At 58.0% G+C, this 23,650-nt stretch carries 22 protein-coding genes and 3 pseudogenes; 12 read left to right on the top strand and 13 right to left on the bottom strand.

Going from position 1 to position 23,650, the window contains the following annotated elements:
- Positions 1-15: 15 nt before the first annotated feature.
- The 5 genes and pseudogenes from ACZ9BB_RS01655 to colR all read right to left on the bottom strand — a co-directional run bounded on the left by ACZ9BB_RS01655 (position 16) and on the right by colR (position 3,214).
- Complete coding sequence (locus tag ACZ9BB_RS01655) at positions 16-243, bottom strand: hypothetical protein (protein ID WP_026331876.1); 228 nt, start codon at positions 241-243, stop codon at positions 16-18.
- A gap of 2 nt (positions 244-245) precedes the next feature.
- Positions 246-395 (bottom strand): annotated as a pseudogene (locus ACZ9BB_RS01650) (lipopolysaccharide kinase InaA family protein); the annotation flags it as partial.
- 70 nt (positions 396-465) lie between these two features.
- Positions 466-1,131 (bottom strand): class I SAM-dependent methyltransferase, encoded by a 666-nt coding sequence (locus ACZ9BB_RS01645; RefSeq protein WP_476212261.1) that lies wholly within the window; start codon positions 1,129-1,131, stop codon positions 466-468.
- Positions 1,132-1,260: 129 nt separating this feature from the next.
- Complete coding sequence (locus ACZ9BB_RS01640; protein WP_476212260.1) at positions 1,261-2,541, bottom strand: sensor histidine kinase; 1,281 nt, start codon at positions 2,539-2,541, stop codon at positions 1,261-1,263.
- Complete coding sequence (gene colR / locus ACZ9BB_RS01635) at positions 2,531-3,214, bottom strand: two-component system response regulator ColR (protein ID WP_476212259.1); 684 nt, start codon at positions 3,212-3,214, stop codon at positions 2,531-2,533. The genes ACZ9BB_RS01640 and colR overlap by 11 nt, the downstream gene beginning before the upstream one ends.
- A gap of 202 nt (positions 3,215-3,416) precedes the next feature.
- On the opposite strand from colR, the gene ACZ9BB_RS01630 reads away from it, so the two are divergent.
- Together ACZ9BB_RS01630 and ACZ9BB_RS01625 are read left to right on the top strand one after the other, a co-directional pair.
- On the top strand, positions 3,417-5,366 hold the full coding sequence (locus tag ACZ9BB_RS01630) for an LTA synthase family protein (RefSeq protein ID WP_476212258.1): 1,950 nt from the start codon (positions 3,417-3,419) through the stop codon (positions 5,364-5,366).
- Positions 5,367-5,420: 54 nt separating this feature from the next.
- Positions 5,421-6,164: a phosphatase PAP2 family protein gene (locus ACZ9BB_RS01625; RefSeq protein ID WP_476212257.1), complete on the top strand. Its 744-nt coding sequence runs from the start codon at positions 5,421-5,423 to the stop codon at positions 6,162-6,164.
- Between the two features lie 171 nt (positions 6,165-6,335).
- Here the strand turns inward: ACZ9BB_RS01625 and groL are convergent.
- From groL to ACZ9BB_RS01605, 4 genes and pseudogenes are all read right to left on the bottom strand, one after another.
- Positions 6,336-7,983, bottom strand: a pseudogene (gene groL / locus ACZ9BB_RS01620) (chaperonin GroEL).
- A 49-nt stretch (positions 7,984-8,032) separates the two neighbouring features.
- Positions 8,033-8,326, bottom strand: a complete 294-nt coding sequence (locus ACZ9BB_RS01615; RefSeq protein ID WP_018926588.1) for a co-chaperone GroES — start codon at positions 8,324-8,326, stop codon at positions 8,033-8,035.
- Positions 8,327-8,573: 247 nt separating this feature from the next.
- Complete coding sequence (locus ACZ9BB_RS01610) at positions 8,574-9,050, bottom strand: FxsA family protein (protein WP_427622959.1); 477 nt, start codon at positions 9,048-9,050, stop codon at positions 8,574-8,576.
- A 66-nt stretch (positions 9,051-9,116) separates the two neighbouring features.
- Positions 9,117-9,848: a HugZ family pyridoxamine 5'-phosphate oxidase gene (locus ACZ9BB_RS01605; RefSeq protein WP_476212256.1), complete on the bottom strand. Its 732-nt coding sequence runs from the start codon at positions 9,846-9,848 to the stop codon at positions 9,117-9,119.
- Positions 9,849-10,018: 170 nt separating this feature from the next.
- Here ACZ9BB_RS01605 and ACZ9BB_RS01600 point away from each other — a divergent pair, with 170 nt between their 5' ends.
- On the top strand, positions 10,019-10,777 hold the full coding sequence (locus ACZ9BB_RS01600; protein WP_476212255.1) for an SDR family oxidoreductase: 759 nt from the start codon (positions 10,019-10,021) through the stop codon (positions 10,775-10,777).
- 110 nt (positions 10,778-10,887) lie between these two features.
- Here the strand turns inward: ACZ9BB_RS01600 and apbC are convergent, their stop codons facing one another.
- Positions 10,888-11,982 (bottom strand): iron-sulfur cluster carrier protein ApbC, encoded by a 1,095-nt coding sequence (gene apbC, locus ACZ9BB_RS01595; RefSeq protein WP_008069516.1) that lies wholly within the window; start codon positions 11,980-11,982, stop codon positions 10,888-10,890.
- Positions 11,983-12,349: 367 nt separating this feature from the next.
- Between apbC and metG the strand changes: the two are divergent.
- From metG to ACZ9BB_RS01555, 8 genes and pseudogenes are all read left to right on the top strand, one after another.
- Positions 12,350-14,406 (top strand): annotated as a pseudogene (gene metG, locus ACZ9BB_RS01590) (methionine--tRNA ligase).
- Between the two features lie 144 nt (positions 14,407-14,550).
- Entirely contained in the window at positions 14,551-15,120 is a 570-nt protein-coding gene (locus tag ACZ9BB_RS01585; protein WP_476212254.1) for an electron transport complex protein RnfA, read from the top strand.
- Positions 15,117-16,124 (top strand): electron transport complex subunit RsxB, encoded by a 1,008-nt coding sequence (gene rsxB, locus ACZ9BB_RS01580; protein ID WP_476212253.1) that lies wholly within the window; start codon positions 15,117-15,119, stop codon positions 16,122-16,124. Before ACZ9BB_RS01585 ends, rsxB begins: the two co-directional genes overlap by 4 nt.
- Positions 16,111-17,103, top strand: coding sequence for an RnfABCDGE type electron transport complex subunit D (locus tag ACZ9BB_RS01575; protein ID WP_476212252.1), 993 nt, complete (start codon positions 16,111-16,113; stop codon positions 17,101-17,103). Before rsxB ends, ACZ9BB_RS01575 begins: the two co-directional genes overlap by 14 nt.
- Positions 17,100-17,711: an RnfABCDGE type electron transport complex subunit G gene (locus ACZ9BB_RS01570; protein WP_476212251.1), complete on the top strand. Its 612-nt coding sequence runs from the start codon at positions 17,100-17,102 to the stop codon at positions 17,709-17,711. The genes ACZ9BB_RS01575 and ACZ9BB_RS01570 overlap by 4 nt, the downstream gene beginning before the upstream one ends.
- Positions 17,704-18,291 carry an Rnf-Nqr domain containing protein gene (locus tag ACZ9BB_RS01565; protein WP_476212250.1) on the top strand — a complete coding sequence of 196 codons (588 nt, stop codon included), beginning with the start codon at positions 17,704-17,706 and terminating at the stop codon, positions 18,289-18,291. The genes ACZ9BB_RS01570 and ACZ9BB_RS01565 overlap by 8 nt, the downstream gene beginning before the upstream one ends.
- 25 nt (positions 18,292-18,316) lie before the next feature.
- The gene (gene nth / locus ACZ9BB_RS01560) at positions 18,317-18,955 is read left to right on the top strand and encodes an endonuclease III (protein WP_007938911.1); all 639 of its coding nucleotides are present in this window, start codon (positions 18,317-18,319) and stop codon (positions 18,953-18,955) included.
- A gap of 107 nt (positions 18,956-19,062) precedes the next feature.
- The gene (locus ACZ9BB_RS01555; RefSeq protein ID WP_476212249.1) at positions 19,063-19,242 is read left to right on the top strand and encodes a PA3496 family putative envelope integrity protein; all 180 of its coding nucleotides are present in this window, start codon (positions 19,063-19,065) and stop codon (positions 19,240-19,242) included.
- 91 nt (positions 19,243-19,333) lie between these two features.
- Here ACZ9BB_RS01555 and ACZ9BB_RS01550 read toward each other — a convergent pair whose 3' ends face one another.
- Positions 19,334-19,960, bottom strand: coding sequence for a response regulator (locus ACZ9BB_RS01550; RefSeq protein ID WP_476212248.1), 627 nt, complete (start codon positions 19,958-19,960; stop codon positions 19,334-19,336).
- Between the two features lie 543 nt (positions 19,961-20,503).
- Between ACZ9BB_RS01550 and ACZ9BB_RS01545 the strand changes: the two genes are divergently transcribed.
- Positions 20,504-21,085: a hypothetical protein gene (locus tag ACZ9BB_RS01545; protein ID WP_476212247.1), complete on the top strand. Its 582-nt coding sequence runs from the start codon at positions 20,504-20,506 to the stop codon at positions 21,083-21,085.
- Between the two features lie 166 nt (positions 21,086-21,251).
- On the opposite strand, the gene ACZ9BB_RS01540 is transcribed toward ACZ9BB_RS01545, so the two are convergent.
- The gene (locus ACZ9BB_RS01540; RefSeq protein WP_007938916.1) at positions 21,252-22,469 is read right to left on the bottom strand and encodes an argininosuccinate synthase; all 1,218 of its coding nucleotides are present in this window, start codon (positions 22,467-22,469) and stop codon (positions 21,252-21,254) included.
- A gap of 129 nt (positions 22,470-22,598) precedes the next feature.
- Positions 22,599-23,507: a flagellar protein MotY gene (locus ACZ9BB_RS01535; protein WP_476212246.1), complete on the bottom strand. Its 909-nt coding sequence runs from the start codon at positions 23,505-23,507 to the stop codon at positions 22,599-22,601.
- Positions 23,508-23,650 lie beyond the last annotated feature (143 nt).

Below are 23,650 nucleotides of genomic sequence, written 5' to 3'. Positions count from 1 at the left end.
TGGGCTTCAATCTGTTCAACTCTGTGGCCTCAGTCCTTGAGAAAGTCCGAACATGAACAGTAACAAGTCATGATCAGGTTGAGTGGCCACAGGGGCTTTGGCCACCCGGGGCAACGGACAATGCGCGTCACCGTGCACTGAACTGAGGACTTGCGTGCGGGGCTGCTCCCAGGCAGCGACCGCCAATGAAGCGACTGCCAAGGCTCCCGCTAAAAACAAACCTCGCGCAATTTCGAGTTTCATTGTTATAAGCCTTTGATAGCGCTGCCAAACGCCGTCTCATAAAAATAGACCAGTTTTTTCCAGTCCGTATCGCTGAACGACGAGTGGCGACGTAGTTGTTTCAGGTCATGCGCCGCCGCTTGATGGGCGGTCAAACGCTCTTCTACCCATTCACCGCGCAGATTCCAGAAGCGGTCCTGAGGAGTGACTTGCGTTTGTGCTGCATATTGCACTGCCATCCAGTTACCTCTTGCGCAATACGTAAATCCGCCACATGGCATAGAACGGTAAAAAATCCAGTTGCTCCTGAATACGGAAACCCACCTGCTCGAATTCCTTTTCGATCGTGGCAGCCGGTAACACAAATCGATTCTGGTACTCCTGCCCACGCTGTTTCTCGGCGCGCTTGCGTTTCCAGGCCTTGAAATTGCCATCCACCCACAACGAAACAATCACGCTGTCACGGGTGACACGCTCGAATTCGCGCAGGATAGTCAGTCGCTGTTCGGCTTCACCGATGTGATGGAGCAAACGCATGCAGAAAATGCTGTCGACGGCGTTATCGGGCAAGGCAATGTCGAATGCAGAAGCGTGCAAGGGTTGTACCCGTTTTACCACGTCGGCGGGTTGCGCCTGCATGGCAGTCTTCAACATGGACTGCGAGTTGTCGGCCCCGATGATGACACGGTTGTGTTTTTCCGCCAGCAACGGCCAGAAACGCCCTGCGCCACAGGGCAAATCGAGGACCAACCCAGGATCACCGGCCAGCTTTAATGCTTTTCGCGCCAGCTGTTCGTCACGCCAGTGAGAGAGTCGGCGGCCGAGCCCCTCCTGATGCTTGCGCAAATACTTCTGGGCGTGTTGATCGTCGTACTTTTTGGAAAATTCGAGCTTGACCGGGCCAGCCATGACTGCAATCTCCTGAGCTTCTGATGACAACCACATTAGGTAGCGTGGTGTTAGCGTCAGGTGATGCCTTTGTGAAAATGTTGTCATGTAAAACCCGGATTCATTTCAGGGGATTACATGACGGCCCAATCAAACCCGGGACGACGTCAACTCCACCTGAAAACGGCAGCCATTGGGTTCCATATTCGTCAGGCTGACGCTCCAGCCCTGGTTCTCGCAGATTCGCTGCACCAGCGACAGTCCCAGCCCCAGGCCCTCGCCACGCTTCTCACTGCCGCGCACAAAAGGCTCGAACATTGCCTCGCGTTTTTCCTCGGGAATACCTACGCCACTGTCTTCGACCACAAACCCGGTATCCGTGAGGGTCAAGCGGATAAAACCGTGTTCGGTGTAATGCAGCGCATTACGTAACAGGTTGCCCATCACCGCGTGCAGGAGGGTCGCGTTATAGCGGGTGTCCGGCGGATTGCCTGGCTCGAAGTTCAGCGTCAGGCCCTTGGTTTCTATCGGCTCGCGCCATTGGCAGAGTAGCCCGTCGGCTACCTGGCCCAGGGTTTGCCGAGGGGCCATACTGGCGTCTTCATGTTGAGCGCGAGCCAGCATGAGGAAAGTTTGCACCAGCTCGCGCATTTCCGCGCACGCACGGGCGATTCGTTCGACCTGGGCACGTCCACGCTGATCGATGCCGGGGTTTTCCAGCAACAGCTCACAGGAACTGGCCAACACCATCAACGGCGTGCGCAACTCGTGGCTGACGTCACTGGTGAACAATCGCTCTCGGGTCAACGCCTGACGCAAACGCCCGAGGGTGGCGTCGAAGGCCACGGCCAGTTCGCCCACTTCATCGGCGGCATAATCCGGGGCCAGTGGCGGTGCCAGGCCCAACAACTGATCCCGATGACGCACCTGGCGGGCCAGCCGTACCACCGGAGCCATCACCTTGCGCGCCAGCACCCAGCCCAGAAATACCGCCAATGCCAGGCTCAGCACGAAACCCACCAGCACCACGGCAAACAACACCCGCTCACGTTCTTCGAAATCGCTCTGGTCTTGCAACAGCACGTAATGCCGACCGTCGACGATTTCGACCATCGCGTGATACGACAGCTGCTCGCGAAAGATTTCATGAAAACCCGAGTCCAGGTGCCGCAAATCCTTGGGCAATTCGAAATCGCCCGGTCCGCCACTGAAATAGAACAACTGGTCCGGCTCGGGGCGATGGCTCCAGTCCGACACGCTGTCCATCAGCAACAGGCGTTGCAAATCACCGCCCAGACCTGCCGAAATCAGCTTCTCCTCCACCAGGTGCACGGTCGCCACGATGCCCATGGCGAAGGCCCCGGCGACCAGGGCGCTCATCAACGCAAAGGCGATGATGATCCGCTGAGAAAGGCTCTGCTTAAACTCCATCACGGCCCTCGGCCAAGCGATAACCGACGCCGTGCACCGTGTGCAGCAAGGGCTTGGCGAACGGCTTGTCGATCACCTGGCGCAGTTGATGGACGTGGCTGCGCAGGCTGTCGCTGTCCGGGCAGTCATCACCCCACAGGGCCTCTTCGAGAATTTCCCGGCGCAACACGTGCGGACTCTTCTGCATCAGCACGGCCAGCAACTTCAGGCCCACCGGGTTGAGTTTCAGCAAGCGACCTTCGCGCGTCACTTCCAGCGTATCGAGGTCGTAGCTCAAATCGCCAACCTGCAACGAACGGCGACCGCCCCCCTTGGCACGACGCATGACCGCCTCGATCCGCGCTGCCAGTTCGGACAGGGCAAAGGGTTTGATCAGATAGTCGTCAGCACCGGACTTGAAGCCCTGCAAACGGTCATCGAGTTGATCGCGCGCAGTGAGCATGATCACCGGCGTATCGCGGCGCGCGTCTTCGCGCAGGCGTTTGCACAGGGTGTAGCCGTCGATGCCGGGCAACATGATGTCGAGTACAATCAAGTCGTAATGCTCGGTGGCCGCCAGGTGCAGGCCTGACAAACCGTCCTGCGCGCAATCCACGGTGTAACCTTTGAGCCCCAGATAATCGGCCAGATTGGCCAGGATATCGCGGTTGTCTTCAACCAATAGAATTCGCATCGGCACCTCCTCCGTATACAGTAACGGCTGTCTTGGCGCGCAGCTTAAGGCCAAGTGTGGCTCAGGGATAGGGTTGCGGGTCGAGGAATCAATTCGCTCAACCAATTTCCGGGGTTAACATGTTTTTCACTATCGATTCACAAGCTCACTACAGTGATCAGCCGAGAATCCCGCGCAATTGATATTAAGGAATGTAAACACAATGGACTTTTTCAAGACTGCGCCAATGCGCTTTCTCCTACTTGTGACCGGCGCCTGGCTGATCATTTTCTTGCTGACCCGAACCGTTCTGCTGCTGACTCATCTGGATGAGGCCGGTAGCGGATTTTTGTCAGTGTTCGGCATCGGCCTGCTTTACGATCTGGGCTTCATTGCCTATGCGGCGCTGCCGATGGGCCTCTATTTGCTGCTCTGCCCGCCGGCCTTGTGGCGCCGCCGTGGCCATCGCTGGGTCCTTCAGGGACTGCTGACCGTCAGCCTGTTCGCCATGCTGTTCACTTCGGTGGCCGAATGGTTGTTCTGGGATGAATTCGGTGTGCGCTTTAACTTCATCGCCGTTGATTACCTGGTGTACTCCGACGAAGTGCTGAACAACCTGCTTGAGTCCTACCCGATCGGCACCCTGCTGAGCATCCTCGCAGTGCTGGCCCTCGCCCTGAGCCTTGCGTTGCGCCAACCTTTCAATGCCGCCCTGGACGCACCGTTGCCATCGCTGCGCGGGCGCCTGCTCAATGCACTGGGCCTGTTGATCGTCGCGGGGCTGAGCCTGCAACTGCTCAGTCAGGATTCGCCGCGCGCCCAAGGCGGTAATGCCTATCAGAATGAACTGGCGAGCAATGGTCCGTATCAATTCTTCGCTGCATTCCGTAACAACGAACTGGATTACCCGCAGTTCTACAGTAGCCTGCCGCCGGCAGTCGTAGCGCAGCAGATTCGTGCCGAATTGAGCGAACCCAACGCGCACTTCATCAGCGAAGATCCGCAAGACATTCGCCGGATGATCGACAACCCGGGCACTGTGCGTAAACCCAACATTGTGCTGGTAACCATTGAAAGCTTCAGCGCCAAGTACATGGGCAGCAACGGCGATGACCGTAACCTGACCCCCAACCTCGATGCCTTGCGCAAGCAGAGCCTGTATTTCAATAACTTCTACGCCACCGGCACCCGCACCGATCGCGGTCTTGAGGCCATTACCCTGGCGATCCCGCCAACCCCAGGGCGCTCGATCGTCAAGCGTGTTGGCCGTGAAAGCGGTTTCGCCAGCCTCGGCCAGCAACTCGGCGCCGTGGGTTATGACAGCGTATTCGTCTATGGCGGACGCGGTTACTTCGACAACATGAATGCATTCTTCAGTGGCAATGGTTACCGCGTGGTGGACCAGAGCAGTGTCGATGAGTCAGAGATCCACTTCAAAAACGCCTGGGGCATGGCCGACGAAGATCTCTACAAGCAAACCCTCAAGCTGGCCGACGCCGACTACGCGAAGCAGCAGCCGTTTCTGTTGCAACTGATGACCACTTCCAACCATCGTCCTTATACCTACCCGGATAACCGGATCGAGATCAAATCCGGCAACGGTCGCGACGGCGCGGTGAAGTACACCGACTATGCCATTGGTCAGTTCCTCGATCAGGCGCGCAAGAAGCCGTGGTTCGACGATACAATCTTCGTCTTCGTCGCCGACCACACGGCTGGCAGCGCCGGCAAGGAAGACTTGCCGATCAGCAACTACCAGATTCCGTTGTTCATCTATGCACCGAAACTCGTCGACGCTCGGGAAACCGCGCAACTGGCTAGCCAGATCGACTTGGCGCCGACCTTGCTGGGTCTGCTTAACCTGGACTATGAATCGACTTTCTTCGGCCGCAACTTGCTGCAGGAAAATCCACTGCCACCCCGCGTGGTCGTTGGCAATTACCAGCATCTGGGCTTGTTCGATGGCAAGGATCTGGCGATTCTGAGTCCTCGCCAGGGGCTGCGCCGCCATGATGAAGCACTGACCGAGAGCCGCGAGTCCCGGGCCACCGCCAGTGATCCGTTGATCACTCGCGCAATCACCTATTACCAAACTGCCAGTTATGGCTTCAAGCAACAGCTGCTTGGCTGGAAAGCGCCCAAGGAGGGTGCCGGGCAAATCAGCGAACGTTAACCGAACAGCCCCGGGCTGATGCCCCGGGGCTATTTCCTTTGTTCAGGATCCACCATGTCATCAACTGCTGTCCGCCCCGCGTCTCGTCCGCTTAATGTCTGGCTATGCCTGGGAGTGCCCGCCATTGCGGCGATAACCCTGCTACTGCTCGAACTGACGTCCCTGGACATGGACCTTGCCAAGCTGTTCTATGACCCGGTCGCCGGCGCGTTCATCGGGCGACACAGTTATTTCCTGGAAAACATCCTGCATGACCGGGCCAAGCAAGTGGTCATTGCCTTCTCAGTGTTCTCCATCCTGGGCTTCATCGGCTCCTTTTTCATGGAAAAGCTCAAACCGTTCAAACGTGAACTGGGTTGCCTGGTGGTGTCTCTGGCGCTGGCAACTTCCTTTGTTACCCCGGTCAAAGCAGTGACGGCGGTGCAATGTCCATGGAGCCTGGAGCAATTCGGCGGACACGAAACCTATAGCGAACTGCTCAGCCCCCGCCCGCACACCGACAAGCCGGGGCGCTGCTGGCCTGGTGGTCATGCGGCGACCGGTTTCACGTTGTTTGCGCTGTTCTTCGTCCTGCGAGATCGTCGGCCGCGGCTGGCGCGCAAGGCGTTTGTCCTGGCCTTCACGTTGGGCTCGGTATTTTCCATCAGCCGGATGATGCAGGGCGCGCATTTCTTCTCGCACAACGTGTGGACGGCGATTTTCTGCTGGCTGATTTGTCTGGGGGCCTACTACTACATCCTGTACCGGCCGGCCTCCAAGGCTGAGCAGGCGAGCGAGGCACAACCGGTCGGCGCCTGAGCCGACGCCATCGCGGCAAGCCCGCTCCCACAGGTTTGACACAATCCACTGTGGGAGCGTGGCTTGCCCGCGATGGCCGCGACGCGGTCTCCAGACCTACCAAAATGAAGGCCATAAAAAACCCCGCCTGCTCAGCGCAGGCGGGGTTTTTTCGTACAGGGTGAGGCTGGCTTACATCATGCCGCCCATGCCACCCATACCGCCCATGTCTGGCATACCGCCGCCAGCTGCACCGTCTTTCTTCGGTGCTTCGGCAACTGCGGCCTCGGTGGTCAGGATCAGACCGCCAATCGAGGATGCAGCTTGCAGGGCCGAACGAGTCACCTTGGTTGGGTCCAGGATGCCCATTTCGATCATGTCGCCGTATTCGCTGGTGGCAGCGTTGTAACCGAAGTTACCCGCACCCTGCTTGACCTTGTCCACAACCACGCTTGGCTCGTCGCCGGAGTTGGCAACGATCTGACGCAGTGGCGCTTCGACCGCACGACGCAGAACAGCGATACCGACGTCCTGATCGGCGTTGTCGCCTTTCAGTTCGCTGATGGCTTGCAGGGCACGGATCAGTGCCACGCCGCCGCCAGGTACCACGCCTTCTTCAACGGCTGCACGGGTAGCGTGCAGGGCGTCTTCAACGCCGGGCTTTCTTCTCTTTCATTTCAACTTCGGAACCAGCGCCAACCTTGATCACTGCAACGCCGCCGGACAGTTTGGCCAAGCGCTCTTGCAGTTTTTCACGGTCGTAGTCGGACGAAGTGTCGGCCACTTGTTGACGGATCTGGGTAACGCGAGCCTGGATGTCAGCCTCAACGCCAGCACCGTCGATCACGGTGGTGTTTTCTTTGGACAGGATTACGCGCTTGGCATTACCCAGGTGTTCCAGGGTGGTGCTTTCCAGGCTCAGACCGATCTCTTCGGAGATGACGGTACCGCCAGTCAGAACAGCGATGTCCTGCAGCATGGCCTTGCGACGGTCGCCGAAGCCTGGAGCCTTGACGGCTGCGACTTTAACGATGCCACGCATGTTGTTCACAACCAGAGTCGCCAGGGCTTCGCCTTCAACGTCTTCGGCCACGATCAGCAGTGGACGGCCGGCTTTGGCAACGGCTTCCAGTACTGGCAGCATTTCGCGGATGTTCGAGATCTTTTTGTCGACCAGCAGGATCAGCGGACCGTCGAGTTCGGCGGTCATGGTTTCCGGCTTGTTGACGAAGTACGGGGACAGGTAGCCACGGTCGAACTGCATGCCTTCAACAACCGACAGTTCGTTTTCCAGGCCCGAGCCTTCTTCAACGGTGATCACGCCTTCTTTACCGACTTTTTCCATGGCTTCGGCAATGATGTCGCCGATGGAGTTGTCGGAGTTGGCCGAGATGGTACCCACCTGAGCGATAGCCTTGGTGTCAGCGCAAGGCTTGGACAGGGCTTTGAGTTCCTTGACGATCGCGATGGTCGCTTTGTCGATACCGCGTTTCAGGTCCATCGGGTTCATGCCGGCAGCGACGGCTTTCAGGCCTTCGTTGACGATCGACTGAGCCAGAACGGTAGCGGTGGTGGTGCCGTCGCCTGCGTCATCGTTGGCACGGGAGGCAACGTCTTTGACCAGCTGCGCGCCCATGTTTTCGAAGCGGTCTTCCAGTTCGATTTCTTTGGCTACGGAAACGCCGTCCTTGGTGATGGTCGGAGCGCCGAAGCTCTTCTCGATGATCACGTTACGGCCTTTCGGGCCCAGGGTCGCTTTTACTGCGTCAGCCAGGACGTTGACACCGGTGAGCATTTTCTTGCGGGCGGAGTCGCCGAATTTAACTTCTTTAGCAGCCATGATCGATATTCCTTAAATACTTTGTAGTAGCGGGAAAATGAGCGGGGAATCAGCCTTCGACAACAGCGAGAATCTCGTTCTCAGCCATGATCACCAGGTCTTCGCCATCGACTTTCACAGTGTTGCTGCCGGAGTAAGGGCCGAACACAACCTTGTCACCCACTTTCACGGACAGCGCACGCACTTCACCGTTGTCCAGCACTTTGCCTGGGCCTACAGCGAGGACTTCACCCTGGTTTGGCTTTTCAGCAGCCGAACCTGGCAGGACGATACCGCCAGCGGTTTTCTTTTCTTCTTCGCTGCGACGGATGACGACGCGGTCATGCAGAGGACGAAGCTTCATTGTCGATCTCTCCTAATTGTGGTTTTCATCGGCCGGTGTAGTCCCGGCGGGTTTAACAAATCCGGCGGCGCCGGGTGCGGTTCGTCGAGCGAACCGCGGAAGTCTGTCTGGCGCAATTGCCAGAAACCTTGCGGTGACCGATACATAAGGGCGCATAAGCTTATTTCAAGGGCGCTGCGCGAATTTTTTTTACGTCCAGGCCCTGAAAACGAACACGGCACCCGAAGGTGCCGTGTCGATGGAAGTGTTACTTGGAATCGCGGTGCTCGAACTCGCCTTCGATCACATTGGGCTCACGGCCCAGTGGCTGCCGCGGAGCAGGACCGCCCCGTGGCTGAAGGTCATCGGCGAACGCACGCTGACGCATCGCTTGTTCCTCGGCGCGCAGACGCATTTTGTTGGCCAGCAGTCGACGGGAGATCGGCAGCAACATGATCAGGCCCAGCACGTCGGTGACGAAGCCTGGCAGGATCAACAGGCCGCCAGCCAGGGCCAGCATCAGGCCTTCGAGCATGGTCTGGGCCGGCAGCTCGCCGCGGTTCAGGCTTTCACGGGCACGCAGTGCAGTAGCAAGACCGGCGACACGCAGCACGAACACACCGAGCATCGAGCCGAGAATTATCAGCAGCAGGGCCGGGAAAAACCCGATCGCCCCGCTGACCTTGACGAATACGAACAGCTCCAACACCGGGAACAGTACAAAGAGCAACAAAAAAGGGCGCATCAAATGGTTCCTCAACGCAAGAATGCCTTGCCAGTGTTCCTTAGATGACGTCGCCGTTTCGTGAATTCAAGCGTCGGCCACTTCATTTTTCGGCCAATGCTCGGCGTGAGCCAGGAAAACCAAGGCTTCCCGGACTTGTGTCGGCGTATTACAGGGTGTTTGAAACGGCAGCCAGTAGAGTCCCTGACCGATGCGCAAATGCATGCCTTCGCTGTCGATTCCGGCCAACTGCGCCGGAGCGGTTTTCGGCAGGCCCGCCAGATCGACGTAGTGGGCGATGGCTTTGGCGTGATCGGCATTCATATGCTCGACCATGCTCGCTTCGGCCTTGCCGACGAACGGGTTGGCGAGGGTCAGCTGATCGATCCAGTGGATTGCGCCGAAGCCGCCAATGTAACGGTGACGTACCGGTTTAAGTACCCAGAAATCGAAATCGTGGGCCTTGTGATAGCTCTGTGAATCCGGGAAGTAGCGGTAATAACGCTCGGCTGCCGCTTCAATGGCCGCGGCGTCCTTGAGTTTTTCCGCCTCGGCCAGGTAAGTCAGGCGACCAACGGCTTGTACGTCTTCGGCCTCGCGCTCCCCCACCAGCAGCGAGCATTTAGGATCTTTCTGCAGGTTGTGAGTGTGCTGAGCGATGCGGCTGATAAGGATCAGCGGCCGGCCCTGCTCGTCCAGGCAGTACGGAACCACGGAGCCAAACGGAAAACCGGGCATCGCTTTGGAGTGCGTCGAGAGCACTCCACGGTATTCCTTGAGAAGCAATTCTCGGGCATGCTTAGCCACTACAACGCTCAATTTATGACTCCTTATATAGAATCCGTCAAAAAAACGGACAGGCGCCTGGGTAAAAGTTCCAGCACGCCATAGGGGCAGTTCTCATGTGCAGCCAGGCCACATCAGGCTCAGATCGAGAGACCCTCTAGAATAGAAGGAAAACCACTCGGAACTGCTATGGGGCTATGCGAATGCAACTCACTGACAAAGTAATCATTATCACCGGCGGGTGCCAGGGTTTAGGTCGTTCCATGGCCGAGTATTTAGCCGGCAAAGGCGCGAAGCTGGCGCTGGTGGACCTGAACCAGGAAAAACTCGACGCCACTGTCGCGGTTTGCAAAGCCAAGGGTGTCGAGGCCCGCGCCTACCTGTGTAACGTCGCCGATGAAGAGCAAGTGACCCACATGGTCACCCAGGTAGCCGACGACTTCGGCGCGATCCATGGTTTGATCAACAACGCCGGCATTTTGCGCGATGGCCTGCTGCTGAAGGTCAAGGACGGCGAAATGACCAAGATGAGCCTGGCCCAATGGCAGGCGGTCATCGACGTCAATCTGACCGGTGTGTTCCTGTGCACCCGTGAAGTCGCGGCAAAAATGATCGAGCTGCAAAACAGCGGCGCGATCATCAATATCTCGTCGATCTCGCGCGCTGGCAACGTCGGCCAGACCAACTACTCCGCCGCCAAGGCCGGTGTCGCTGCGGCGACCGTGACCTGGGCCAAGGAACTGGCGCGCTACGGGATTCGCGTGGCAGGTATTGCGCCGGGCTTCATTGAAACCGAAATGACCCTGAGCATGAAGCCCGAAGCGCTGGAAAAGATGACTTCCGGGATTCCGCTCAAGCGCATGGGCAAACCCGAAGAGATCGCCCAGTCGGTGGCCTACATTTTCGAGAACGACTACTACACCGGCCGGATTCTCGAATTGGATGGCGGGTTGCGCATCTAAAGCAAGATCAAAAGATCGCAGCCTCGCTTCGCTCGACAGCTCCTACATGGATTGGCTTACACCTGTAGGAGCTGTCGAGCGAAGCGAGGCTGCGATCTCTTTTCAGCGATTTAATCGTCGCTGACAGTGATGTTCGGCATCGCCGGCGTCGCAGCTTCCTGCAACACAATCCGCGCGCCGACATGGCGGGCCAGCTCCTGGTAAACCATCGCAATCTGGCTGTCAGGCTCGGCGATCACCGTTGGCTTGCCGCCATCGGCCTGTTCGCGGATCAGCATCGACAGTGGCAACGAAGCCAACAGCTCAACGCCGTACTGATTGGCCAGCTTCACACCGCCGCCCTCACCGAACAGATGCTCGGCATGCCCGCAGTTGGAGCAGATGTGCACGGCCATGTTCTCGACCACACCCAGCACCGGGATGTTGACCTTGCGGAACATCTCCACACCCTTGCGCGCATCCAGCAATGCCAGATCCTGCGGGGTGGTCACGATCACGGCACCAGCCACCGGGACTTTCTGCGCCAGGGTCAGCTGGATGTCACCGGTGCCTGGCGGCATGTCGATGACCAGGTAATCCAGATCGCCCCAGGCCGTTTGCGTGACCAGTTGCAACAGCGCACCGGACACCATCGGCCCGCGCCAGACCATCGGCGTGTTGTCGTCGGTCAGGAAGGCCATGGACATCACTTCGACGCCATGGGACTCGATCGGAATGAACCACTTCTGATCCTTGACCTTTGGGCGGGTGCCTTCAGGGATGCCAAACATGATGCCCTGGCTCGGACCGTAGATGTCCGCGTCGAGAATCCCGACTTTGGCGCCTTCACGGGCCAGCGCCAGGGCCAGGTTGGCGGCCGTGGTGGACTTGCCCACGCCGCCCTTGCCGGATGCCACGGCCACGACGTTCTTGACGTTGGCCAGCCCTGGAATCTGCGCCTGGGCCTTGTGCGCGGCGATCACACTGGTGATCTCGACGCGGGCAGTGACCACGCCGTCCAGGCCCTCGATGGCCAGTTGCAGCAACTGCGCCCAGCCACTCTTGAACAGACCGGCGGCGTAACCCAGCTCTAGCTGGACACTGACGCGATCGCCCTGAATATCGATGCTGCGCACACACCCGGCGCTGACCGGGTCCTGGTTCAGGTAAGGATCGGTGTACTGGCGAAGGACGGCTTCCACCGCTGCGCGATTGACGGCGCTCATGGGCAACTCCGATAGCAAGACTGGAAAATCAGGCGGGTATCCTAACCGTTCTACATCATAGACGGCATGCCCCACGATGATTTGTGGCAAACATATCCCTGTGGCGAGGGAGCTTGCTCCCGCTCGGCTGCGCAGCAGTCGTAATCAAGTTGATGCAATCCTTCTGTCGGAACCGGGTTGCAGGGGTTGGGGCGGCTTCGCCACCCAGCGGGAGCAAGCGCCCTCGCCACAAAAGCCCTCTTGCACCCAGCAAACTCATCACCACTTTTTTCAGGGTCGATGCATCCGGAAACAGGCCCGAAGGGTGAAAAATCTGCGCCGGCGCTTTATAGTGGCCGACCTCCGTTTCATCAAGTAGCCGAGCCCCATGTCCGAGCCACGCAAGATCCTCGTTACCAGCGCCCTGCCCTATGCCAATGGTTCGATCCACCTCGGCCATATGCTGGAGTACATCCAGACCGATATGTGGGTGCGCTTCCAGAAGCATCGCGGCAATCAATGCATTTATGTCTGCGCCGACGACGCCCACGGTTCGGCCATCATGCTGCGCGCGGAAAAGGAAGGCATTACCCCGGAACAACTGATCGCCAACGTCCAGGCTGAACACAGCGCCGACTTTGCCGAGTTCCTGGTGGACTTCGACAACTTCCACTCCACTCACGCCGAAGAAAACCGTGAGCTGTCGAGCCAGATCTACCTGAAGCTGCGCGACGCCGGGCACATCGCCACGCGCTCGATCACGCAGTACTTCGACCCGGAAAAGAAAATGTTCCTGGCCGACCGCTTCATCAAGGGCACCTGCCCGAAATGCGGCACCGAAGACCAGTACGGCGACAACTGCGAAAAATGCGGTGCAACCTACGCGCCGACCGACCTCAAGGATCCGAAGTCGGCGATTTCCGGCGCCACGCCGGTGCTCAAGGATTCCCAGCACTTCTTCTTCAAGCTGCCGGACTTCCAGGAAATGCTGCAAGCCTGGACCCGCAGCGGTACGTTGCAAGAGGCCGTGGCCAACAAGATCGCCGAATGGCTGGATGCCGGCCTGCAACAGTGGGACATTTCCCGCGATGCGCCGTACTTCGGTTTTGAAATCCCCGACGAGCCGGGCAAGTATTTCTACGTTTGGCTGGACGCGCCGATCGGCTACATGGCCAGCTTCAAGAACCTGTGCAACCGTACACCGGAGCTGGACTTCGACGCGTTCTGGGGCAAGGACTCAACCGCCGAGCTGTACCACTTCATCGGCAAGGACATCGTCAACTTCCACGCCCTGTTCTGGCCAGCGATGCTCGAAGGCGCCGGGTTCCGTAAACCGACCGCGGCATCAACGTGCACGGCTACCTGACCGTCAACGGCCAGAAGATGTCCAAATCCCGCGGCACGTTCGTCAAGGCGCGGACTTACCTGGATCACCTGTCGCCGGAATACCTACGCTACTACTACGCCGCCAAGCTGGGCCGTGGCGTCGATGACCTGGACCTGAACCTCGAAGACTTCGTGCAGAAGGTCAACTCCGACCTGGTCGGCAAAGTCGTCAACATTGCCAGCCGTTGCGCCGGTTTCATCCATAAAGGTAACAGCGGTGTGCTGGTGGCCGGTAACGCCGCACCGGAACTGACCGACGCCTTCCTGGCCGCAGCGCCAAGCATTGCCGATGCCTATGAAGCTCGCGACTTTGCCCGGGCCATGCGCGAAATCATGGGCCTGGCCGACCGTGCCAACGCCTGGATCGCCGACAAGGCGCCGTGGTCGCTGAACAAACAGGAAGGCAAGCAGGATGAGGTCCAGGCCATTTGCGCCTTGGGCATCAACCTGTTCCGCCAACTGGTGATTTTCCTCAAGCCGGTACTGCCATTGCTGGCCGCCGATGCCGAGGCCTTCCTGAATGTCGCGCCGCTGACCTGGAACGACCACGCCACCTTGCTCAGCAACCATCAGCTGAACGAGTTCAAACCGTTGATGACCCGTATCGACCCGGTAAAAGTGCAAGCCATGACCGATGCCTCGAAAGAAGACCTGACCGCCAGCCAGACCGACACTGGCGAAGCTGCCGCACCTCAAGGCAACGGCGAACTGGCAAAAGATCCGCTGTCGCCAGAAATCGAGTTCGATACCTTCGCCGCTGTAGACCTGCGTGTTGCGCTGATCCTCAAGGCCGAAGCGGTGGAAGGGGCCGACAAGCTGCTGCGCCTGACCCTGGACATCGGTGACGAGCAACGCAACGTGTTCTCCGGCATCAAGAGCGCCTACCCGGACCCGTCCAAGCTCAATGGTCGCCTGACCATGATGATCGCCAACCTCAAGCCCCGCAAAATGAAATTCGGGATCTCCGAAGGCATGGTGATGGCGGCAGGTCCTGGCGGCGAAGAAATCTACCTGCTGAGCCCCGACAGCGGCGCCAAGCCGGGTCAGCGCATCAAGTAAAGTTCTGCGCTAAACCGATCCCACAGTCGTGCCCGGCGCGACTGTGGGATTTTCATGTCTGGCCCACCCTCCTTCCTTGCCGGATAATGCCTACTCTCTTTTTAGAGAGCCCCTTAACAAAGGCTTGTTCTTGCCGGCACGATCATGACCGAGATACTGCTTACGCTTATCAGCGCCGCCCTGATCAACAACCTCGTGTTGCACTGGCCGCTGGGCGTCGATCCGGTGCTGGGCAGCGAGCGACAACAGGTCCACGCGCTGGGCATCGCGACGACGTGCCTGATGCTGATCGTCGGCCTGCTCGGCTATGCGCTCTACCACTGGCTACTGGCGCCGTTGGGGCTGACGTCGCTGCGGCTGTTCGTGTTCTTGCCGCTGAGTGTTCTGCTGATCGGTCCGCTGCTGAAGCTGCTTTCCCGGTTATTTGCGAAGCTTTCATTCGATGGCCTCTGGCCCTTGCTGCTGGGGAATGCCGGGGTGCTTGGGCTGACCTTGCTCAACGCTCAGGACAACAAAGGGTTTTTCCACGCCACCGTCCTGAGCCTTGGTGCCGGGCTGGGTTTCTGGCTGGTGCTGAGCCTGTTCAGCGACTTGCGCCAGCGCACCCTCGATAACAATGTCCCCCTGCCCTTTCGCGGCCTGCCGATCGAATTGATCGGCGCCGGATTGATCGCGGTGATTTTTCTCGGATTCAGCGGGCTGATCAAAACATGAGTCTGATTCAACGCATCGATGCCCTCTTGCCACAAACCCAATGTGGCAAGTGTGGCCACCCCGGATGCAAACCCTACGCCGAGGGCATCGCCAGCGGTGAGCCGATCAACAAGTGCCCTCCGGGCGGCAGTGAAACCATCGCGGCCCTGGCCGAACTGCTGAAAGTGCCGGTGCTGGAACTGGACGTCAGCCGCGGCTCGGCACCGGCGCAGATCGCCTACATCCGCGAGGCCGAATGCATCGGCTGCACCAAATGCATTCAGGCTTGCCCGGTGGACGCGATTGTCGGCGCGGCGAAATTCATGCATACGGTCATCGTCGACGAATGCACCGGTTGCGATCTCTGCGTGGCGCCCTGCCCGGTGGATTGCATTGAGATGCATCCATTGCCGCTGGCCACGGTGCTGCCGATAGTCGGTGGGCTGGCGTTCAGCCTGGAGGAGCAACAGGCCCGGGCCGCCAAGCGCAATCGCGCGCGACGCCGTTTCGAACAGCGCAATGACCGTTTGCGTCGCGAAGAGGAACAAAAACTCGCCGAACGCCAGGCCCGCGCCCAACGTGCCGTGCAGCACAATGAAGCGACTCTGGACCCGGTTCAGGCCGCGCTCGAGCGCGTGCGCGCACAGAAGGCCGCCAATGCCGATGCGGCACTGAAAAAGGCCAAGGTCGACCTGGCGATGAGTCGGGCGCAGTTGAACAAATCGCTCAAGGCCTTCGGACATCCACCGACCTTCGAACAGCAGTCGCAATTGATCGTGTTGCAACAACAGTTTGAAGCCGCCGAACAGGCGCTCCTGCAACTGGAAAGCGCTGCACCGCAGATCTCTGCCCCTCCTCCCCCAGCGAAAGATGCCGAGCTGAAACGGGCGAAGATCCAGTTGGCCATGCGTCGCGCCGAACTGAAGAAAGCTCAAACAAGCGAAGCGCCGGCCGAACAGATTGCAGCGCTGGAACTCGCGCTCAGCGAAGCCGAACGTCAGGTGGACGCCTATGCCAACCCATGAATCGGTGGACGAGCGCCTTCAGCAGGCCATGAAGCTGGTATTGCTGGCCACCGTGCCGGGGATGCTGATGTTGTTCTGGTTGTATGGCTGGGGCGTGTTGATCAACCTGATTCTGACGGCGGCGGCCGCGCTGGCCGTTGAAGCGGCGGTGTTGCAGTTGCGCAAACAACCGGTAAAACCAACGTTGAGCGACGGCAGTGCGCTGGTCAGTGCAACCCTGTTGGCACTGGCCTTGCCGCCTTACTGCCCGTGGTGGCTGACGGTCAGCGCTGCTGCGTTCGGACTGTTCTTCGGCAAGCATCTGTACGGTGGCGTCGGCAAGAATCCGTTCAACCCGGCGATGCTTGGTTTCGCTCTGGTCCTGGTGACGTTTCCCCAATCAATGACCCATTGGCCGCAGCCCCATGGCCTGGGCTTGCTCGATGGCCTGCAGCGAGTATTCGGCTTCAGCCTCGACCAGACGCCAGATGCCTGGGCCCGGGCCACGGCGCTGGACAGTCTGCGAATCAACAAAAGCCTGACCATGGACGAACTGTTCGCCGGCAACCCGGCATTCGGCCATTTTGGCGGTCGAGGCGTGGAATGGGTCAACCTGGCGTTTCTGGCAGGTGGTGCATTTCTGCTGCAACGACGGGTGTTCAGCTGGCATGCGCCGGTCGGCATGCTGTCCAGCCTGTTCATCATCAGCCTGTTGTGCTGGAACGGTACGGGCTCCGACTCCCATGGCTCGCCCCTGTTTCATCTACTCACCGGCGCGAGCATGCTGGGAGCCTTCTTCATCGTGACCGAACCGGTATCCGGTGCGAAAAGCCCCACCGCCCGATTGTTGTTCGGCGCAGGCGTGGGATTGCTGACTTACCTGATTCGTACCTGGGGCGGGTATCCGGACGGAGTGGCCTTTGCAGTCCTGCTGATGAACCTCTGTGTACCGGCGCTGGAGCGGTTTGCCGCGTCCAGGCAGGAGCAAGTTACCCCATGAACCGAGCGACGAGCGTTGTGGCTCTGGTAATGCTGGCAGGCCTGGGGATGGGTGCGACTTACCTCGTGCAGCACACCAGCGCCGCGCGCATCGCCGCCGAACAACGCCTGATCGACAGCCGTCAGTTACTGGATCTGCTACCACCCGACAGCTACGACAATCAGCCCCTGGAACATCCCCTCAGCCTCGAAAGCATGCGCCTGGCCAACAGCACGCTGCTGGGTGGCTTCCTGGCATCCAGCGCCGGCCAACCGAGTGCCGTGTTGCTGCGCAGCCAGACCCTGGGCTATGCGGGCGCCATCGACTTGCTGATCGCCATCGATCCCAATGGCAAGCTGCTGGGCGTCAAAACCCTCAAGCAATCGGAAACCCCGGGGCTGGGCGGCAAGCTCGCCGACTGGCCCAATGCCTGGCTTGAGGTGTTTACCGGCAAGTCTCTGACGGAACCCGGCGACAATGGCTGGTCGTTGAAGAAGGACCAGGGACAATTTGATCAAATCGCGGGCGCGACCATCACCTCAAGAGCAGTGATCAATGCCACCCATGATGCGTTGCGCTACTTCGATGAACATCGGCAACCGCTAATCGGGAGCAGCGCCCATGAATAAGTCATCGACCCTGCAGAACTCACTGATGCTTACGCCTTTGATCGGCATCACTGACTCACTGGTAACGGCCCTGGGCCTGTGGCTGATGTTCGCCCTGGTGCTCAGTGCTTATGGTATGGGCATGGGCGCCTTGCGCTCGCGATTGATGCCGCCCACACATTTGCTCGCTAGCCTCCTGCTGGCGGCCACGCTGACCAGTTGCGCGGAACTCGCCATACAGGCCTGGTCGCTTCAATGGCACCAGCATTTGGGTTTCTATACAGGATTGATCGCCTTGCAATGCGTCGTGCTGGAACACAACGGTTTTTTCCAGGGCACATGGCGTGATCGCCTGCGTCTGTGTGGCCTGTTCGGCGCCTTGATGGTGAGCCTGGGCCTGCTGCGCGAGTTCATCGGCAACGGTACACTCGGCAGTCATCTGCCCTGGCTGGCCGGAGCTGCACAAGCGGACTGGTCAGGCTGGATCCTGATCGCCGATGGAGGCCTGCATCTGGCCACGCTGGCCCCTGGCGGGTTTATTCTGCTGGGACTGCTGATCGCCGCATATCAAGCCTGGACTCGCCAGGCTGCCTCACATTGAAAGCCTTCGAGGAAACGCATCGCCCATGAATGCCGCAAAACGCCTGGAAATTTTCCGCAGGTTTCACGAAGACAACCCTGAACCGAAGACTGAACTGGCCTATTCCTCGCCGTTCGAATTGCTGATTGCCGTAATTCTCTCGGCACAGTCGACCGATGTCGGCGTCAACAAGGCCACCGCCAAGCTGTTCCCGGTAGCCAATACGCCGGCGGCGATTCATGCCTTGGGCGTCGAAGGGCTGTCGGAGTACATCAAGACCATCGGCTTGTTCAACAGCAAAGCGAAAAACGTGATCGAAACCTGTCGCTTGCTGGTAGAGCGCCATGGCGGTGAAGTACCACAGACCCGCGAGGCGCTGGAGGCACTGCCCGGCGTCGGTCGCAAAACCGCCAACGTGGTGCTCAATACCGCATTTCGTCAGCTGACCATGGCCGTGGACACCCACATTTTCCGGGTCAGCAATCGTACCGGCATTGCTCCTGGCAAGAATGTGGTCGAGGTGGAGCAGAAACTGATGAAATTCGTGCCGAAGGAGTATCTGCTCGACGCCCATCACTGGCTGATTCTCCATGGACGCTACGTTTGCCTGGCCCGCAAGCCGCGTTGTGGCAGTTGCCGGATCGAAGACCTCTGCGAATACAAGCAAAAGACCTCCGACGATTGAGGCATCATTAGGTTTTTTGATTGACCGATTGAAAAAATCTTTTTTACCCGCCGGGAAATTGTCGATATAAGGAGCGCCAAAGGCAGTCTTAGCCTGGAGTTAACCTTATGAGCACTGGCAAAGAGCAATTGGACGTAGAAGACGACTTCACCCCCGTTGATGCCGATGACGCAGAACCGGTGGTGGAAGTGGCGAAGACCAACCTGAGCAAACGCCGCACCATAGACAACCTGCTGGAGGAGCGCCGACTGCAAAAGCAATTGGCCGATTACGATTTTGACCTATGACACCTAAAAGCCTCCCGAAACGGAGGCTTTTTACTAAGTGCCGATCCTTGGTAAACGCCCGTTTATCACGCTTCCTCAAACACTGACATCCTCATACCAGGCCATTGCGTTGAGCCAATTCGATCAGGTCGACCAGTGAGCGAGCATTGAGTTTTAACAACAGACGAGTCTTGTAAGTACTGACGGTTTTATTGCTGAGAAACATTCCATCGGCGATCTCTTTGTTGGTCTTTCCTCGGGCTAACTGTTGCAAAACCATCATTTCCCGCCCAGATAGACGATCCACCATGTCGGCCTCACTGGCGTTCCCAAGACTGGAACGCACAGTATGCAGAGCCTGATTGGGAAAGTAACTGTAGCCTGACAGCACGGCTTTTATTGCACTGAGCAATTCAGTGAGATCCTGTTGTTTACAAACATATCCGGCAGCACCCGATTGCATACAACGCATGGAAAAGTGCCCTGGCGCCTGGGACGTCAATATCAGTACTTTAAGAGGCATCGCCATCGATGTCAGGCGCGCGATAACTTCCAGCCCGTCCAGCTTCGGTATTCCAATATCCAGGATAACAATATCCGGCATAAGTTCACGGGCAAGTTGTAATGCGTCGACGCCATTATCTGTTTCTGCAATGACTTCGTAGCCATGACGCTCCATCAGCATACGTACCGCAAGACGAATGACGGGGTGATCATCCACGATCAGCACTTTATTCATGGGCAAGTCCAATTTTCGCTGTTCGAATTTTTAGAGCCCGCACCATAGCCTAGTCGTTTCACCCATGGCATGCCGTCCCCCTCGGCCACTCGCACCGAGAGACATCACCTACAAACAACACGGATTATTCCTACAAAAAATCATTGCACACAATGAGCCAGAGATTTTACTGGCCAGAGGCTGTTCCGCGCACCGGCAGTTTCTTTGTATCAATTCACAACCAGAAAAACACAAGAACTGGGCTCGACGCCAGTAATCTTATCTACCTCGACTATTGAGCCTACACTTAAAAGTAACGAGCATTGTCCATTTCTTCCGCAAGCTTACACACAGCAACACACCAGCAACAAAACAACCTCATGCAACTTTAGAACCTACAAACAACTATACCCGCGCCAAGAACATTACAGCTATTATAACAACCTCAACCGCTCAACAAAAAAGGAGTGCAACATAACAGCAGACAACCTCATACATTAGCCGCCCTAAACTGAATACCCATAAACAAACCGAGAAAAAGAAAATAACTCATGAGCAAAAAACATGATAAAACTCAAAAAAAGAATCTCCAACCCCATGACAATCATTGCAATGTTTGCAGCACTGTCTGAAACATCAGCCGCTGTATCCCTCCCCTTCCTCGCCAATGAGGAAAGAGAGCTCTATATCTGGTTCCTGATAAGTTTTCCCTTTTATTTGCTTTTTCTTTTCTTTGTTACACTCAACTTCAACTATCGATCGCTTTACGCACCGTCCGATTTTGAGAAGGGGAAACATTTCATAAGAGTCATGGACAACGCTGATCATTCAGCAAACAGCATTTCCAGGGTAGCGCCTGAAAGCTCGACCCAACACCACGTGCACTTGCCTGCCCCCCCGGAGGATCTGCACATCATCGATGCACGGGGTATAAACAAAAAAATGGCGTTCAGCGCCCTGATGGAGAGTATCCGGCAGCCTGCGGATAACCCTGCACAAGTGATCGTATTTCTCACGTGCGCCGATTCGGAGATCTTGCTGAAGGAAAACGCGCTCAAACACTGGAAACAAATGAAGAAACGCAACAGCGCAACGTTCTGTATTTCTTACAACTTGAACTCACGCGGCGTGACAATTGTGGGCTAGGTGTGATGCAGCAGAAGGCAGTCCTTGAAGTGAGATCAAAGACAGGAAGCAGAAGGAACGGTTTGCAGATACAGGAAGAAAGTGGACCGCAGTATGCAACAGCCCCTTTTCAGAGTTGTGGCCTCGTCAACGACAAGGCCACGACTTCATTACCGACTCAAAGGTCTCAGAAAAGCTTCCGGCCTTTGTTCGCCGCAATGCGCATGCGCAAGGCGTTGAGCTTGATGAAGCCCGCCGCATCGGCCTGGTTGTAGGCGCCGCCATCTTCCTCGAAGGTCGCGATGTTGGCGTCGAACAACGACTCGTCGGACTTGCGGCCGGTGACGATCACGTTGCCCTTGTACAGCTTCAGGCGCACTACGCCGTTCACGTGGGCCTGGGAAGCATCGATCATCTGTTGCAGCATCAGACGCTCAGGGCTCCACCAGTAACCGGTGTAGATCAGGCTGGCGTATTTAGGCATCAGCTCGTCTTTGAGGTGAGCCACTTCGCGGTCCAGGGTGATCGATTCGATCGCACGGTGAGCGCGCAGCATGATGGTGCCGCCGGGGGTTTCGTAGCAGCCACGGGACTTCATGCCGACGTAGCGGTTTTCGACGATGTCCAGACGGCCGATACCGTGTTCGCCACCGATACGGTTCAAGGTCGCCAGCACGGTGGCCGGGGTCATTTCGACGCCGTCCAGTGCGACGATGTCGCCGTTGCGATAGGTCAGTTCCAGGTATTGCGGTTTGTCAGGAGCGTTCTCCGGGGAGACGGTCCAGCGCCACATGTCTTCTTCGTGCTCGGTCCAGGTGTCTTCCAGCACGCCGCCTTCATAGGAGATGTGCAGCAGGTTGGCATCCATCGAGTACGGGGATTTTTTCTTGCCGTGACGCTCGATCGGGATCGCGTGCTTCTCGGCATAATCCATCAGCTTCTCACGGGACAGCAGGTCCCACTCGCGCCATGGAGCGATCACTTTTACGCCTGGCTTCAAGGCGTAGGCACCCAGTTCGAAACGAACCTGGTCGTTACCCTTGCCGGTCGCGCCGTGGGAAATGGCGTCAGCGCCGGTTTCGTTGGCGATTTCGATCAGGCGTTTGGCGATCAACGGACGAGCGATGGAAGTACCCAGCAGGTACTCGCCTTCGTAAACGGTGTTGGCGCGGAACATCGGGAACACGAAATCACGCACGAATTCTTCGCGCAGATCGTCGATGTAGATTTCTTTTACGCCCATGGCCTGTGCCTTGGCGCGGGCCGGTTCGACCTCTTCGCCCTGACCCAGGTCAGCGGTGAAGGTCACTACTTCACAGTTATAAGTATCCTGCAGCCACTTGAGGATCACCGAAGTGTCCAGGCCGCCGGAATACGCCAGAACGACCTTGTTTACGTCCGCCATGCCATCACTCCACGGGGTTCTACGGAAAGCCGTCAAGTCTACCGCTCATGCAGGATAATTTACAGAGGCGCGACAGCTTATGACGACGAAGCGACAGATTATGTCGAGTGAGCGACGATTTCAGCCGCTTCAGGAGGTCGTCGCGCTGCTCGCGGAGGCAGTGGCTTGAGGCGCCGGCTTTTCGGTCGGCGCTACTCGCTCAAGTCGTACGGCAACCCGGCGGTTCTTCGCCCGATTGGCGGCGTTGTTGTTCGGCGCCAGCGGATAGCGCTCACCGTGAAAACGCATAGTGATCTGCGATTCCTGAATACCGTTGGCCTTGAAGAAGTCCATCACGGCCAGCGCCCTGCGTCGTGACAGTTCACGGTTGGTCAGGCGGTTGCCACTGTTATCAGAATGGCCGTCGAGTTCAATGTGGTTGACCGTCGGATCGGCTTTGATGAATTCGAGCATGACCTGCAACTGGGCCTTGGCCCTGGCGTCGAGATCGATACCCTCCCCCGGAAAACCGACTTCGGATTGCTTCACTTGCTCGAAATTCTGCGGCAGCAGCTTGGCCACGCACCCTTGGTAGTCGCCGTAGGCCTTGCTGAATTTGACTGGTAACAGACGAACTTCAGACACCCGACCGTCACTCGAATAGTGTCGAACCACCGGACTGCGACCATCCATCAACCCGCTGATCAGGCGCCCGGCCTGAACCTGCGAACTGTTGAACAGCACGTTGCCATTGCCGACTCGCACCGACCCCAGGTTGATGTCGCCCCGCCCCGGCTGCCAGGGTGCCGCCGCCGCCAGCAAGGTCGCGGAACCACCACCGACCATCGAGTTGTAGGCCTTCAGACGAAATGTCGCCTGCTCGCCGGCGCGACGCACGAACTCACCTGCACCGAAATCAGTGATCGGTTGAGTCAGGCGGCACTCGAACTTGTCACCTTCGACCGTCCACTCGATGCTCTCCAGACGAGTCTGGAAAGTGAGCGCCATCGCAGGAAGGCTGGCAAACACACTGAGCAAAGCTAAATAACGCTGGCGCACGGGAGGCTCCCCTGGCTTGTGCAACAAAAATACCGACATACACATTTACGGCATACCTGTTGGGTATCGGAAGGTTGCCGCAAAACTTGATAGCGAGTGCCTGGAAGAGTCTTTTCCGGTAGCATTCCCCTGAGTTCGACCCG

The sequence above is a fragment of the Pseudomonas sp. TE3552 genome (assembly GCF_056278945.1).
This window is presented reverse-complemented; position numbering and strand designations above follow the sequence as displayed.